This is a genomic window from Methanocaldococcus sp. FS406-22, assembly GCF_000025525.1.
In the GTDB taxonomy this organism is placed as follows: domain Archaea; phylum AGJL01; class Methanococci; order Methanococcales; family Methanocaldococcaceae; genus Methanocaldococcus.
The window spans coordinates 541,355-555,031 of the sequence record NC_013887.1; the positions used below are offsets into that span (position 1 = coordinate 541,355).

Sequence of the window (13,677 nt, forward strand, 5' to 3'; positions counted from 1 at the left end):
AAAATTATTCCTGTGAAAGTCCTGTGCCAATAGGGGGCGTAGCCCCTATGGTGTTATACCCAGACCGGGGCTTCACTACGTTCAGTCCCACTTTCTATTTAAGTATACAATAGGGAGCTTTGTCCTTATGGGCAGATAAAAATTTAACAGCATTGTAATATCTCTCCCAATTAGCGTTTCTACTTGTATCTATAAAATTGATGTCTTTGTCTGATAAAATCACAGCTCCATAACCTGGAATTTTGCAAACTAAACCCAAACATCTAAAAATTATATTTCCCGTAATTCCATCTATGGCAATAATAATATTGTATCCATCTTTTAAATATTCCTCTATTAATATACCATTATGTATAATATCTAAGTTTCCTTTAAAATGTTTCACTATTTCCTCTGCTTCATATATTGTTTCATCCACTACTTTATTTCTTCCTAAATCCCCTAATCTTCCTCCAGAAAGGACAGCAACTTTTGGTTCAATATTATGATTTTTTAAAAACTTAGATGCAAATTCTATAATCCTTATTTTGTCTTTTATTCTTTCATTTTTATCTTCTGATATATCATCAATCCCTACTGGGGATAGTAAAAAAATTTCATTGGTAAATGGATTCTTTAAAACGGATGCTCTATAAAATTTTCCTATTCTTTCTCTTAAATAGAGAATTACTTTTGAAGATGATAAAGAGCCCCTAACGGCCCCCTCTATTTCTCCATTTATTAATTTATCTACTAAAAGTTTTGGATTGTCAATTAATTCAACTTCTACTCCTTCTTCTTTTAATTTTTCATAAGCTTTTAAAACTTCTTTTTTATTATCTCCTATGCCTATAGCATACATGGTTATCACTTAAACTCAACTTCTATACCTAAAATATCCCTTTTTCCTTTTAAGATATCTTCAGCTATTAGAGCTCCTCCAATTGCCCCACTTTCTCCATATAAAGCAAATATCTTTGCATCAACAAATTCCTTAATTCTTTTTGGGATATCTATTGGGTCCCTTAAAGTTCCTATAGAGCCTGCTAAAACCACTCTTCTTTTATTTTTATTTAAAAGTGGTAATAAGCTGTTAATTTCCATAGAAACACTTAAAATTAAGCTATCAACTGCCAGTCTACAATTTTCATCATTAAAATAGTTGTTAATTATCTCCTCCTTAGTGTTCTCAACACCTTTATAGAGCTTGGCTATTTTAACAGCTCCAGCTTTAGAAAATGCTTCATTTGCTGTAATTTTCCCAGCATCTATATCTCTAATCATCTCTAAATCTATTGGGCCGTGTAACATTCCAATAGCCCCAATACACGCATCAAATCCTCCAAAAATCTTACCGTTTTTTATCAATAAAGTTACAGTATTTGAAGAGATATCGGATAAAACAAAATCATTAAATCCAAATAGTTTGTGTGCATAATAAGCAATTGATACCTTTTCAGGGGATGCAATGTGAGAATATAATGCTCTAAATCTCTCATCTAAGCATTCTATTCCTCTATGCAATCCTGGAATAACTATAGCTGGCAATCCAGATTCTTTAATCTCATCATAAACCTTTGTTCCCCCTCCAACCTTCTCTCCAGCTCCTTCAATGCTTAAAACTCCTCTATTTTTAACCTTCTCTATTGGTAAAATTTTGTTTATGCCATCTCCCATGGAATAGGTTAGAGCAACCAAATCAATATTTTCCAATGGAATATGTTTTTTCAACTCTTCTAAGTAAGATTTTTCTTTAAGCTCAGTCCTTTTTAGTTTAAATATTATCTTTTTATCGTTATCTTTTATGCATGTGGTTATTCCAGATGTTCCATGGTCTATTCCAACGGTTATCATATCTTCCCCTCTTTTGTTTATTAATCTCAATTACCACAAATTTTATAAATGTAGGTGATTTAATTACGTTAAGGGGATAATATGGAGAAGTTTGATATTGCAATGTCAGTGTTTTTGGTAATGATATTTTTGTTTATATTTTTGCCTATTGTATATATGCTATCAAATCCAGGGGATTTAAGCCAATTATTAGATAAAGAAGTTATAGAAGCATTTAAAACAACACTATTAGCTGGGGCTGTTGCTACTCTAATTGCCTTAATTTTTGGAATTCCTACTGGCTATATTTTGGCAAGGTATGATTTTAAATTTAAAAGTTTTATTGAGGCTGTTTTAGATTTACCAATGGCTATTCCTCATAGTGTTATTGGGATTATAATCCTATCCTTCATTTATGGCATTGATATTATAAAATTTATTGGTAGATACATAGTTGATAACTTTTGGGGCATTGTTGTCGTCTATTTATTTGTAGGAATTCCATTTATGGTTAATAGTATAAGGGATGGATTTTTGAGTGTTGATGAAGAGATTGAGTATGTATCAAGAACATTGGGGGCATCAAAAATAAGGACATTTTTTGAAATATCCTTACCATTAATAAAAAATAATATCATATCTGGAATTATTTTAAGCTTTGCAAGAGGAATTAGCGAAGTTGGGGCAATATTGATAATAGCTTATTATCCAAAAACAGTCCCTGTCTTAATATTGGAGAGATTCATGAGCTTTGGATTGGATGCCTCAAAACCAATATCAGTTGGAATGATTTTGGTTAGCATAGCATTATTTGCATTGCTAAGAATGTTTGGAAAGATGAAAAGGGATAGTAATACTTAGATTATGCAATCTAATGCCTTATCTAAAATAATGGATATTAATTGGGGCTGAAAGCCCCAACTTATAACCAATTATCAAAGGAAATATTGTTTTATAATGAACTTAGAGGCCCTTTTGGGCTTCTACAAGTGCAATATTAAATTTTAAAACTTTGATAATTGGTTAGATAGACGAGTTTTGGTCAAGCTTTTTCTAAAAGGTTGAGGGGGAATCATGCTTAAAGTAGAAAATCTATCAAAAATTTGGAAAGATTTTAAATTAAAGAACGTTTCTTTTGAGATAGATAGGGAGTATTGCGTAATTCTCGGCCCAAGTGGGGCTGGAAAATCTGTCTTAATAAAATGCATAGCCGGGATTTTAAAACCAGATTCTGGTAAGATAATCTTAAATGGAGATAATATAACTAATCTACCACCAGAAAAGAGAAATGTTGGTTATGTTCCTCAAAACTATGCTTTATTTCCAAACAAGAATGTTTATAAAAATATCGCCTATGGCTTAATAATAAAAAAAGTTAATAAAATAGAAATTGATAGAAAGGTTAAGGAAATAGCTGAGTTTTTAAATATTTCCCATCTGTTGGATAGAAATGTTAAAACCTTAAGTGGAGGGGAACAGCAGAGAGTGGCTTTAGCAAGGGCTTTAATTTTAAACCCATCTATTTTACTTTTAGATGAGCCAACATCTGCTGTAGATATCAAAATTAAAGAAAATATCATCTCTGAGTTAAAAAAGATAAAGCATATTCCTGTTTTACATATAACTCATGATTTGGCTGAAGCAAGGACTTTGGGAGAAAAAGTAGGAATTTTTATGAATGGTGAATTAATAGCCTTTGGAAACAGAGATGTATTAAAAAAACCTAAGAATAAAAAGGTAGCTGAGTTTTTAGGATTTAATATAATAAATGATAAAGCCATAGCTCCGGAAGATGTAATTATCAAAGATGGAAATGAAGGGGAGGTTGTAAATATCATAGATTATGGAAAATATAAAAAGGTGTTTGTTAAATATAATGGCTATATCATCAAGGCTTTCACAGAAAGAGATTTAAATATTGGAGATAATGTTGGATTAGAATTTAGAGAAGAAACAAAACTATCATAAAATTTGGTGATAAAGATGATTATAGTATCAGGAAGCCAGTCCCAAAATTTAGCTTTTAAGGTAGCTAAGCTTTTAAACACAAAATTAACAAGAGTAGAGTATAAGAGATTCCCAGATAATGAGATTTACGTTAGAGTAGTGGATGAAATCAACGATGATGAGGCAGTTATAATAAATACACAAAAAAATCAGAATGATGCAATTGTAGAGACAGTTTTATTATGTGATGCCTTAAGAGATGAAGGAGTTAAAAAAATAACCTTAGTTGCCCCATACTTAGCTTATGCAAGGCAAGATAAAAAATTCAATCCTGGAGAGGCAATAAGTATTAGAGCTTTAGCAAAAATCTACTCAAATATTGTTGATAAATTAATAACAATAAACCCACACGAAACACACATAAAGGATTTCTTTACAATCCCATTCATCTATGGAGATGCAATCCCAAAATTGGCAGAGTATGTTAAAGATAAATTAGAAAATCCAATTGTCTTAGCTCCAGACAAAGGGGCTTTAGAATTTGCTAAAACTGCCTCAAAAATCTTAAATGCAGAGTATGATTATTTAGAAAAAACAAGGTTATCACCAACAGAAATCCAAATAGCTCCAAAAACCTTAGATGCTAATGGGAGGGATGTGTTGATTGTTGATGATATCATCTCAACTGGAGGAACTATGGCTACAGCAGTTAAACTATTAAAAGAGCAGGGAGCTAAGAGGATAATAGCTGCATGTGTGCATCCAGTTTTAATTGGAGATGCTTTAAATAAGCTTTATTCAGCTGGAGTTGAGGAAGTCGTAGGAACTGATACTTATTTATCAGAAGTTAGCAAGGTTAGTGTTGCAGAGATTATTGTTGATTTATTATAATTATCCTAAAAATCCAATAAACTTTCCTAAGCAATAGAACACACCAATAGATGCTCCTATATTTGAGAGAGTAGCAACCAATAAAACTCTAAATAAATTGTTGTTTAAAAGCTCTTTAATTGATTCAGCATTTATTATTCCCACCAAATCTTTATCTGTTATTTCTCTATATTTTAACTCTACAAGTCCTGCTATTGTCCCTACAGCCGCTAATGGTAATGGGACAAGAGTGGTTATAGGAGCTGAAAGAAAGGCAATTAATGCAGTTATTAACTTACCTCTTGCCAATATAACTCCCAACGCGGATAATCCTCCAGTAAATATTATCCATTGAAAAGTTATCATTTTCAACAATTCAGGATTGTTTAAGGCATAATATACAATATACAAAAAGATAGCAATTATTGCCAATGAAATACCATAAGTTAAAAGCTTTGTTAGAGATTTTTTTCTCTTTTTTACTTTTATTAGTTCCATTAAATCAATATCTTTTCCATTTTCAAGCTGTTTTAAATATCTCACAATTCCCTCAACGTGTCCAGCTCCAACTACTGCCACTAAAGAATTTTTACCTTTACTTAACTCAAACAATCTTTTAGCCATGAATCTATCTCTCTCATCTACCAAAACCTCATATATCGTTGGAGACATCTCCTTTAACAATTTAATAAATTTTTCTGGATTTTCAACCATCTCTTTTAATAAATCATCATCTACCTCTAAATCTCCCTCATCAGAATTTAATAGCTCCCAAAAAATCTTTATTTTTTCTTTAAATGTCATTCTATCCATCAATCTTGATAAGGTGATATTAATATCCCTATCAATTAGATATATTGGCAATCCATACCTACTCGCTATTTCTATAGCTTTTTTCATCTCACTACCAGGTTTTATTCCAAGACTCTCCCCTATCTTCTTTTGAGAATTAGCTAAAATTAAATATATGAAAAATTTTAAAAAATTCCCTTCCTTTAATACTTTTTTTAAATCCACTTTTTTCTCTTCATTTGAAATCAGTGAGAAAAATCTTCTATCATCAAGCTCTACAGCAACTCCTTCTGGAGAGACAGATGATATAATGTTTTCTACTTCTTCAATGCTATCCTTTGAAACATGGGCAGTTCCAATTAAATATATATCACATTCATTAATCCCATTAAATATCTTCACATGCTTCAAAACAACCACCAGCTTATAAGAAATTTTAATTTTTGTTTAATATTAAATTATGCCCTTAAATATTTAACACTAACTATTTGTTATTAATCTATCTCTTTCTTTTTTTAGTTTTTACTCCTAAGAAAGCCCTCTTTATTATAATTGTTGCGTAACTTCCCTTCTCCAATTCATAGCTTAAGGTTATTTTATACTTCCCTTTATTTAACTCATCTTCTTCAAACTCTCCAATTTTTAGGTTTTTAGGGACTGAGAGAATTTTCCTTTCATTGTATATGAATCTTCCTAAACCCCCTATATTGTTTAAATCTTCCATAGTAATACCTTCTCTCTTTAAGATTTCCTCAATAATTTCTTTTTCTTCTCCGCTATATTCAATATCTGGAGCTATTGTTGGGAATTTTTTATCTTTCAATAAATTAAAAACTTCTCTATCCATTTTTTTATAGAACATGAGAGTTCCACATTCGTATTCATAATAAACCCTATCTTCTTCTGGTATGTATTTCTTTAATAGCTCTTTTACACACTCATTCCATAGATAACTTTGATAAGCAGCGACAAAAATTTTCTTCAATCTATCATCAACATAACTTAAGGCTTTTTTGTAATCATTGCTTTTTTTAAGCTCTTTAACCATATTTACATACAACTTTGCCTTAATATTATTTTCCTTAATATAATTCCAAACTTTATCCCAATCTCCCCAGTTTTTAGATATAAATCTCTTCAAATCTTTTATTATCTTCTTCTCAGACTTTTTGTATTTTGTTAATAGTATTTTTACAGCTTCTTCATAATTGCCCTTTATAACCTCTTTTGCAATAAACTTTTTATCAAAAACACTTCCAAACCTCTGACTATCAAAGTAATTTGGAGCTCCAAATTCTAAGTATTTTAAATTTTCTTTTATTTTTGGGATATCGTCCTTTTTTATCCCTCTAACTGTTATTGTGAATCTGTTTCCTTCCAAATCTCCCAATAACAAAAATTTTGATTCTCCAACTAATTCCAACTTTAAATTTGGTTCATCTAAGCTTAGCTTCCCATATTTTTTTGGTATGGATATATATTGAGTGGTTAAAGCATGTCTATCTTTTAATCCACAATAACCAATATCTCTCAACGGAATTTTAAATTTCTTTGATATATAAGAAAATGCTTTCAAACTTTCTATGTTTCTCTTTGTTAATTTGTAGAGATAACACTTATTCCCAGATATTTTATCAAAATCGATAATTTCTTCAACGATAAAATCCTCTGGCTTCATTCTAAGTTTCATAAAAACACACCCCAATAAACTAAATAGTTTATTATTAAGTACCAGATAAATAAAAAAGATTTTAGTGTAGTAATATGACATAATAGATAACAGAAAGTAAAAATAACAACAATAAAATTAGTGGGCTCGGCGGGATTCGAACCCGCGACCACCGCCTTGTGAGGGCGGCGTCATAGCCACTAGACCACGAGCCCTCTTATAATTTTAACTATATTTGATAGTATAAAATTTTTATGGTATGTTAAACGAAAACTATATATATCCCTTTTACCCTATTAGTGTTTGCTTTTAGAGCGGGGGTGGCCCAGCCTGGTACGGCGCGGGACTGCTAATCCCGTTGGGCAACGCCCAGCCCGGGTTCAAGTCCCGGCCCCCGCGCCATACATTAATGTTCTATTTTTTAATACATTACAATCAATTTTCATTAATGCTAATGACATGGATAATATATTGAACAAAAGGCTATGTTTATGGATAACCAAACTTTGTTTATGATTATGGGACTGGCATCTTTTGGGATTAATTGTTTTATTTGTCGTTAACTTTGTATGTTTGGTATTTTAAATTGGGTGGTAAAAAACGTTAGAAACAAATTAAAGCTTTTTTGTATAAACGTCATACAATATCATAGTTATTTGTATTTTACTTTTAGATTTAAAAATTCAAATAAATAAATCTATATAGAGATAATTTTAAAGATATTAAAGTTAAAGAATTTAATAAAAAAAGAGCTGGGAGATTATGGGCTTAAAGAAATACTTTATAATTGCAATAGTTGCAGTTGCTGCATATCATTTTATAGGCAACTCATCTGTATTTCAGTTAGATAGCTTAGGGAATGAAATGTATTCAAAGCTTAATGAGGATGAAATTATAAATCTGCAGTCATGGGCTTATCATTTCCAAGGCAAAGATATGTATGAAACAATTTGGAATATAATCTTTTGGCAGGAAGATAATATTGGTTATGACTATAAGAAAATGTTTTCTCATAATCCTTATATCCAATCCCCTACTGAGACATACATGAAAAAATCAGGAACTTGTATTGACTATGCTCTATTAACAGCATGCCTTTTATTAGGGCTTCATAAGGATGCTTATGTATTCGTTATTGATAGCCATAACCCCTACTCTGGAGGGCATGCCTTTTGTGCTGTAAAAATTGGAGATAAATATTTTGCTATAGACCAACATGCCCCAATAACTGATGTTGATAGCCACATAAAAGAGTTTTTAAAGGAACATCCAGATCTAAATCCAAACTCAATAAGAGTTTATCATTTTTATATTCCTGTGGATGAGGTTTATGATGTCAAAGCAGAGATGTTTAGATGGCAATATAATCCAACCAACAAAATATTATCTCCAGAAGAAAAGAAAGTAATTGAAAATGCAATTATAGATTACTTCACTAAAAAATATAGGTTAAAACCAGACCAAAGAATTAATAATATGGAGAGTATGAAATATCTGCCTTATGGATTTCATGAAGGAATTTATGTTTATCAACCTTATGAGTGCAACTTATATCCAGAGTTTGGAGAACAGTATGGTAGATGGTTGGATAGGAGATTGAGTGGGCATTTAACTTTAACTGAAAAACTTGAAGGGAAGAAGTATAAGCCAATAGACTTTAAAAAGTATAGATACATCTGGATTAAAGTTGATGATAAGGGAGGCTATGGGAGAATTTATATTTATTTGGCCAAGTAACTCTTAATATTAAAACTTAAAAGTTTTTTCTAAAGCTTTCATCTGTTTTTCTACATCTCTAAGTACTTTTTTTAAAGTCTTTATCTTTTAAGGATTTGTTAATTGTTTTATAATTATTTTTGAATTAATATCACACCGTTGTCTCAGGATTTCTTATTTTAGAAGTGAGATATTAATTAATTTGAGAATAAAAATATAAGTGTTTATAAAAATAAAAAATTAAAAATTCTGAAATATAAGGGGTTTTAACCTAAATTATCCCCTCAACATATCTTTTTAACTTTTCAAGCTGTTCTTTAGTTCCAAAGGCATATATGGTATCTCCAATATTAATTACGGTATCTGGAGGTGGGCTTGTAATTGTTTTGTCTCCTTTTTTAATTGCTAAAATTGTAGCTCCAGTTTTTTCCCTAATACCCGAATCTTTTAAAAGTTTGTTATCAAGTTCTTTATTTTTTACAATGTATCTCCTAACTTCCATATCCTCTTCCGTAGCTACTAATGAGTGGATGAATTCAACAATATCTGGATTTATAGCTATTCTTGCAATTTCCATTCCTCCAACTATATATGGGCAGACAGCCCTATCAGCTCCTGCCTTTATTAATTTATCCAATGTTGATGGTTTTTCTGCTTTTGCTACTATGTAGATATTTGGATTCAGCTTTTTTGCCGATAAAGTTATGAAAACATTTTCAGCATCTGATGAAACAACTGAAATCAACCCCTTAGCTTTTTCAATCTTTGCCTTTTTTAGAATATCATCTGATGTAGCATCACCAACAATACACACAAGATTTGGGTCTTTTTCAATAGCTTCCTCTAATATTTTTTCGTCTGAATCAATGATAACAAATGGAATGTTAGATTTTTTAAATTCTTCAGCTATCACTTTTCCTAATCTTCCATAACCGCAGATTATGTAATGGTTATTCAGTTTCTTGATTTTGTCCATCATTTTTCTCAACCGAAAGTATTTTTTAAAATGTCCTTCAATGAAAAAACTTGCTATATTTCCCATGGTGTATGCAACTGCTCCTACTCCAGCAAATATATAGATTATAACTGAAAGTTTCCCAATAAATGTTTTTGGTGTGTAATCACCATAACCAACTGTTGAAATGGTAACAACTGCAGTATAAAAGGCTGTGAAAAAATCCCAGCCCTCAACAGTCATCAGTATTATAGCTTCAATTAAGATGAGTAAGATGATAACTATTACGCCAAGTTCTATTTTTTTAATAGTTTCCATTTAATCTCCCTTCAATGCCTTTTGTAATGAAGTTAGTAATCCAGAAATAAAGAAGAGGACGGAAAATATTATTATTAACTTTCCAGCGTCTGTTTTTGGTGTTATGTCTCCATAACCAACTGTTGTTATTGATATAGTAGTGAAATAGAAAGCATCAAAGAAATTGTTTATTGATGGATTCACATCTGATTCAGCAATCCAGATTAAGCATGAGGCAATGAAACAAATTGTTAGCAATGTTAGAAAGTTTATCAATGCCTGATTTTCCTCCAACTTCCTCAACTTGATTATTCTAAGTAATACTAAGATTCTTATTAGGTTTATAATTCTCAATCCCAAAAATGCTTTTGAATAGAATATCTGTAAGGAATATAGCAAGAAAGCAATAACAACAATGGCATCAACAATATTGTAAATGTCCTTAAAAAACCTTACCTTGTCCTCAACATAGTAAAAATTGTATATAAACTCAAATGTAAAAAACATAATTGAGATATAATCCAACCTTATTAACAAATCCTGATATGGTGGGTTGTATGTTGAAAGTATGAAGGATATAACTATCTCAAACGTAAAGATTAAGCTTAAAATTTCTATTATCTTCTTTAACTTCCTATCTTTTAAATTCATTTATATCCCAATTTGACATTTTTATAGCAGGTGGAATTATGGAAATTGGTATTTTGGATATTAAAGGGTCTCTTCCATTATTTGAAGATTTCGGCAATTTACCAACAAAAATTATTGATGAAAAGAACTACAAAGAAATTAAAGATTTGGATGTTTTGATAATACCTGGAGGTAGTTTAGTTGAAAGTAAATCGTTAAATGAAGGGATAAAAAATGAGATACTCAACTTTGCTGGCTACATTATTGGAATTTGCAGTGGATTTCAAATATTATCAAAAAAAATAGACATTGGAAGGAAGAGCAGTGTTCCAATAATTAGGGAAGGGTTAGGTTTGTTGGATGTCGAGTTTTACCCATTAGTTTGCACTGATAGAGTTGAGTTTAAGTTAAAAAAATCAATATTTGGAGAGGGTAGGGGAGAGGGTTTCCACTGCCACACTTATGGAGACATTAGGATAGTTGATAAAGAGACAAAGATATTAACAGTTTCAAAAGTAAAAAAACTAAATTATAAATTGGGTAAAGAGCAAGAGATTATATCTGGGGCTTTTAAAGATAAAGTATTTGGAACAATGGTTCATAACTTCTTGGACAATGAATTTGTTAGAGACAATTTTTTAAAACATTTGGGAGTTGCAGAAGATGAGAAAGAGGAGATATTTGAAAAAAATAAGATTATAAAAGACGAATTAAAGAAGAGAGCTTTAAAGTATAGGTTAAATCCAGAATTAATAGAAAATAACAAAAAAGATAAAAATAAAAAAAGAGGAATTATTTTATTGGCAACATCATCAAATAGTGGAAAAACATTTTTAACTACAGCAATATCAGCAAAATTAAAAGGAAGGGTTTTTGTAACTAAGATTGGTGGGGATGTTAGGGATATTGTGCCTGCTCTTTATTTATTGAGAGAGAAGATGACAAAATACAATAGTATAAAGATTGGAGAAAGAGGATGGGTTGATGTTAAAGAGTTTTTGGAGTATATAAAAAAGGCAGATTATGATTATATAATAGTTGAGGGAGTTATGGGAGCTTTTACTGCTTCATTAAAAAATATCTCATCCTATCAAATAGCCAAAAAGCTTGGATTTCCTGTCTATATAGTAAGCCCCTGTAATATAAGTGGGATAGAAGGGGCTTTTGTAGAGGCAATGGCATATTATAGTTTACTCAAAGATATTGGAATTAAAGTGGAGGGAATTATTTTAAATAAAGTTTATAGTTGGGAGGGTTTTAATAAATTAAAAAGTTTAGCTGAAAAATACAACATAAAGCTTTATGGTGTTGGAAAAGTAGCTAATGAGAGTAGAGGGCTGATTCCAGAGGTAGAGATTGATTATGAAAGCTTCTGCAAAAATGCCTTTAATGTTAATTTAGAAATAGAAATCCCAGAGATTGAGATAAATAACAATATAAATGATGAAGATGATAACTTTTTAGATAGAGTAGATAATTGGATAAAAAAGATAATTTAAGTGGGGGAGAGAATGGACATATTTAGTGGTTTTATTGGCTCGTTAATTTGGTGGCTTTTGTTCTTCTATTTAATTATGGCTCCTCAAATACAGTATAAGCAATTACAACTTGCAAGATTAAAAATCCTTAAAGAGCTTTCAAGTAAAAGAAATTCGACAGTAATAACAATGATACATAGACAAGAAAGCATTGGCTTATTTGGAATCCCAGTTTATAAATTCATAACCATTGAAGATAGTGAAGAGATTTTGAGGGCTATAAGAACAGCTCCAAAAGATAAGCCTATAGATTTAATTATCCACACTCCAGGAGGTTTAGTTTTAGCAGCTACTCAAATAGCAAAGGCATTAAAGGCACATCCAGCAGAGACGAGGGTTATAGTTCCACATTATGCAATGAGTGGGGGGACTTTAATAGCTTTAGCTGCAGATAAAATAATTATGGATGAAAATGCAGTTTTAGGTCCTGTAGACCCACAGCTTGGGCAATATCCTGCTCCAAGTATAGTTAAAGCTGTAGAGCAGAAGGGAGTTGATAAGGTAGATGACCAAACCTTAATATTGGCAGATATTGCCAAAAAAGCAATAAATCAGGTTCAAAATTTTGTATATAGTTTATTAAAGGATAAATATGGAGAAGAGAAAGCTAAAGAACTATCTAAAACATTAACAGAAGGTAGGTGGACTCATGACTATCCAATAACTGTTGAAGAAGCTAAAAAACTTGGTTTGGACGTAGATACAAATGTTCCTGAAGAGGTCTATATGCTGATGGAATTATATAAGCAACCAGTAAGACAGAGAGGAACTGTTGAGTTCATGCCATATCCAGTAAAACAGGAAAACAGCAATAAATAAAAGTTATTTTACACCTTTTATAACTTTTTTATTTTTTTATATAGTAATAATCTTATTTTAACAGTGAGAAAGATATTTTATATCGAATTCGTAGAGGTGTGTCGTTTCCATCCTCCAAGAGGTCTGATTTTAACTAGTCATAAAGATTAGGAATTTTAAGTTGTGATGTAACAGGTTTCCATCCTCCAAGAGGTCTGATTTTAACACGATTATTCAGATGAATTATTAAGCTTTTTAATCGAAGTTTCCATCCTCCAAGAGGTCTGATTTTAACTAGAAACAAAACACTACGCAGTTGTTAGGCAGAAAAAGTTTCCATCCTCCAAGAGGTCTGATTTTAACATTTGAGAGTTATAACAGATATATGTATGTTCATCGAGTTTCCATCCTCCAAGAGGTCTGATTTTAACTTAAGTATTTTAGAGAATTTATAAGCCCATATAACGTGTTTCCATCCTCCAAGAGGTCTGATTTTAACCACTTTCATAGCAGGGTCTACAACTTCAACGAATGTAAAGTTTCCATCCTCCAAGAGGTCTGATTTTAACAGGGCAATCATCGACAATATAATTTTAATCACTCTTCTAATATTTAAGCTTTTCGGAGGTATATTTTTCTAAGGGTAAATAACT

At 31.1% G+C, this 13,677-nt stretch carries 12 protein-coding genes, 2 tRNA genes and 1 CRISPR repeat array; of the genes, 7 read left to right on the top strand and 7 right to left on the bottom strand.

All coding sequences use genetic code 11. The annotated features are described in order from the left end of the window. Window positions 1-94: 94 nt before the first annotated feature. Entirely contained in the window at window positions 95-841 is a 747-nt protein-coding gene (gene mtxX, locus MFS40622_RS02775) for a methanogenesis marker protein Mmp4/MtxX (RefSeq protein WP_012980159.1), read from the bottom strand. 5 nt (window positions 842-846) lie between these two features. Further along, window positions 847-1,833, bottom strand: a complete 987-nt coding sequence (locus MFS40622_RS02780) for a methanogenesis marker 12 protein (RefSeq protein WP_012980160.1) — start codon at window positions 1,831-1,833, stop codon at window positions 847-849. Window positions 1,834-1,914: 81 nt separating this feature from the next. Between MFS40622_RS02780 and wtpB the strand changes: the two genes are divergently transcribed. From wtpB to MFS40622_RS02795, 3 genes are all read left to right on the top strand, one after another. Beyond that, a complete protein-coding gene (gene wtpB / locus MFS40622_RS02785; RefSeq protein WP_012980161.1) occupies window positions 1,915-2,673 on the top strand; it encodes a tungstate ABC transporter permease WtpB in 759 nt (252 codons plus the stop codon). A 213-nt stretch (window positions 2,674-2,886) separates the two neighbouring features. Beyond that, window positions 2,887-3,780 carry an ATP-binding cassette domain-containing protein gene (locus MFS40622_RS02790; RefSeq protein ID WP_012980162.1) on the top strand — a complete coding sequence of 298 codons (894 nt, stop codon included), beginning with the start codon at window positions 2,887-2,889 and terminating at the stop codon, window positions 3,778-3,780. A 15-nt stretch (window positions 3,781-3,795) separates the two neighbouring features. Then, window positions 3,796-4,650 carry a ribose-phosphate diphosphokinase gene (locus MFS40622_RS02795; RefSeq protein ID WP_012980163.1) on the top strand — a complete coding sequence of 285 codons (855 nt, stop codon included), beginning with the start codon at window positions 3,796-3,798 and terminating at the stop codon, window positions 4,648-4,650. Here the strand turns inward: MFS40622_RS02795 and MFS40622_RS02800 are convergent, their stop codons facing one another. The 3 genes from MFS40622_RS02800 to MFS40622_RS02810 form a co-directional block, all read right to left on the bottom strand. Further along, entirely contained in the window at window positions 4,651-5,832 is a 1,182-nt protein-coding gene (locus tag MFS40622_RS02800; protein ID WP_012980164.1) for a TraB family protein, read from the bottom strand. 88 nt (window positions 5,833-5,920) lie between these two features. Continuing rightward, window positions 5,921-7,111, bottom strand: a complete 1,191-nt coding sequence (gene truD / locus MFS40622_RS02805) for a tRNA pseudouridine(13) synthase TruD (protein WP_012980165.1) — start codon at window positions 7,109-7,111, stop codon at window positions 5,921-5,923. Between the two features lie 121 nt (window positions 7,112-7,232). Continuing rightward, window positions 7,233-7,305 (bottom strand) — tRNA-Val (locus tag MFS40622_RS02810). A gap of 99 nt (window positions 7,306-7,404) precedes the next feature. Between MFS40622_RS02810 and MFS40622_RS02815 the strand changes: the two genes are divergently transcribed. Beyond that, a tRNA-Ser gene (locus MFS40622_RS02815) sits at window positions 7,405-7,492 on the top strand. A 360-nt stretch (window positions 7,493-7,852) separates the two neighbouring features. Next, window positions 7,853-8,827 (top strand): transglutaminase-like domain-containing protein, encoded by a 975-nt coding sequence (locus MFS40622_RS02820; protein WP_012980166.1) that lies wholly within the window; start codon window positions 7,853-7,855, stop codon window positions 8,825-8,827. 250 nt (window positions 8,828-9,077) lie between these two features. Here MFS40622_RS02820 and mjk1 read toward each other — a convergent pair whose 3' ends face one another. Both mjk1 and mvp read right to left on the bottom strand, forming a co-directional pair. Then, on the bottom strand, window positions 9,078-10,079 hold the full coding sequence (mjk1, locus tag MFS40622_RS02825) for a potassium channel protein MjK1 (protein ID WP_012980167.1): 1,002 nt from the start codon (window positions 10,077-10,079) through the stop codon (window positions 9,078-9,080). Continuing rightward, the gene (gene mvp, locus MFS40622_RS02830; protein ID WP_012980168.1) at window positions 10,080-10,709 is read right to left on the bottom strand and encodes a hyperpolarization-activated voltage-gated potassium channel; all 630 of its coding nucleotides are present in this window, start codon (window positions 10,707-10,709) and stop codon (window positions 10,080-10,082) included. A 38-nt stretch (window positions 10,710-10,747) separates the two neighbouring features. On the opposite strand from mvp, the gene MFS40622_RS02835 reads away from it, so the two are divergent. Continuing rightward, a complete protein-coding gene (locus MFS40622_RS02835) occupies window positions 10,748-12,187 on the top strand; it encodes an AAA family ATPase (RefSeq protein WP_012980169.1) in 1,440 nt (479 codons plus the stop codon). Between the two features lie 12 nt (window positions 12,188-12,199). After that, window positions 12,200-13,045: an ATP-dependent Clp protease proteolytic subunit gene (locus tag MFS40622_RS02840; RefSeq protein WP_012980170.1), complete on the top strand. Its 846-nt coding sequence runs from the start codon at window positions 12,200-12,202 to the stop codon at window positions 13,043-13,045. Window positions 13,046-13,148: 103 nt separating this feature from the next. Beyond that, window positions 13,149-13,593: a CRISPR direct-repeat array (repeat unit 31 nt; unit sequence GTTTCCATCCTCCAAGAGGTCTGATTTTAAC). Window positions 13,594-13,677 lie beyond the last annotated feature (84 nt).

Coding starts and splice junctions, on each gene's coding strand:
- mtxX (WP_012980159.1), bottom strand. CDS start 841: ATGTATGCTATAGGCATAGGAGATAATAAAAAAGAAGTTTTAAAAGCT.
- MFS40622_RS02780 (WP_012980160.1), bottom strand. CDS start 1,833: ATGATAACCGTTGGAATAGACCATGGAACATCTGGAATAACCACATGC.
- wtpB (WP_012980161.1), top strand. CDS start 1,915: ATGGAGAAGTTTGATATTGCAATGTCAGTGTTTTTGGTAATGATATTT.
- MFS40622_RS02790 (WP_012980162.1), top strand. CDS start 2,887: ATGCTTAAAGTAGAAAATCTATCAAAAATTTGGAAAGATTTTAAATTA.
- MFS40622_RS02795 (WP_012980163.1), top strand. CDS start 3,796: ATGATTATAGTATCAGGAAGCCAGTCCCAAAATTTAGCTTTTAAGGTA.
- truD (WP_012980165.1), bottom strand. CDS start 7,111: ATGAAACTTAGAATGAAGCCAGAGGATTTTATCGTTGAAGAAATTATC.
- MFS40622_RS02820 (WP_012980166.1), top strand. CDS start 7,853: ATGGGCTTAAAGAAATACTTTATAATTGCAATAGTTGCAGTTGCTGCA.
- mjk1 (WP_012980167.1), bottom strand. CDS start 10,079: ATGGAAACTATTAAAAAAATAGAACTTGGCGTAATAGTTATCATCTTA.
- mvp (WP_012980168.1), bottom strand. CDS start 10,709: ATGAATTTAAAAGATAGGAAGTTAAAGAAGATAATAGAAATTTTAAGC.
- MFS40622_RS02835 (WP_012980169.1), top strand. CDS start 10,748: ATGGAAATTGGTATTTTGGATATTAAAGGGTCTCTTCCATTATTTGAA.
- MFS40622_RS02840 (WP_012980170.1), top strand. CDS start 12,200: ATGGACATATTTAGTGGTTTTATTGGCTCGTTAATTTGGTGGCTTTTG.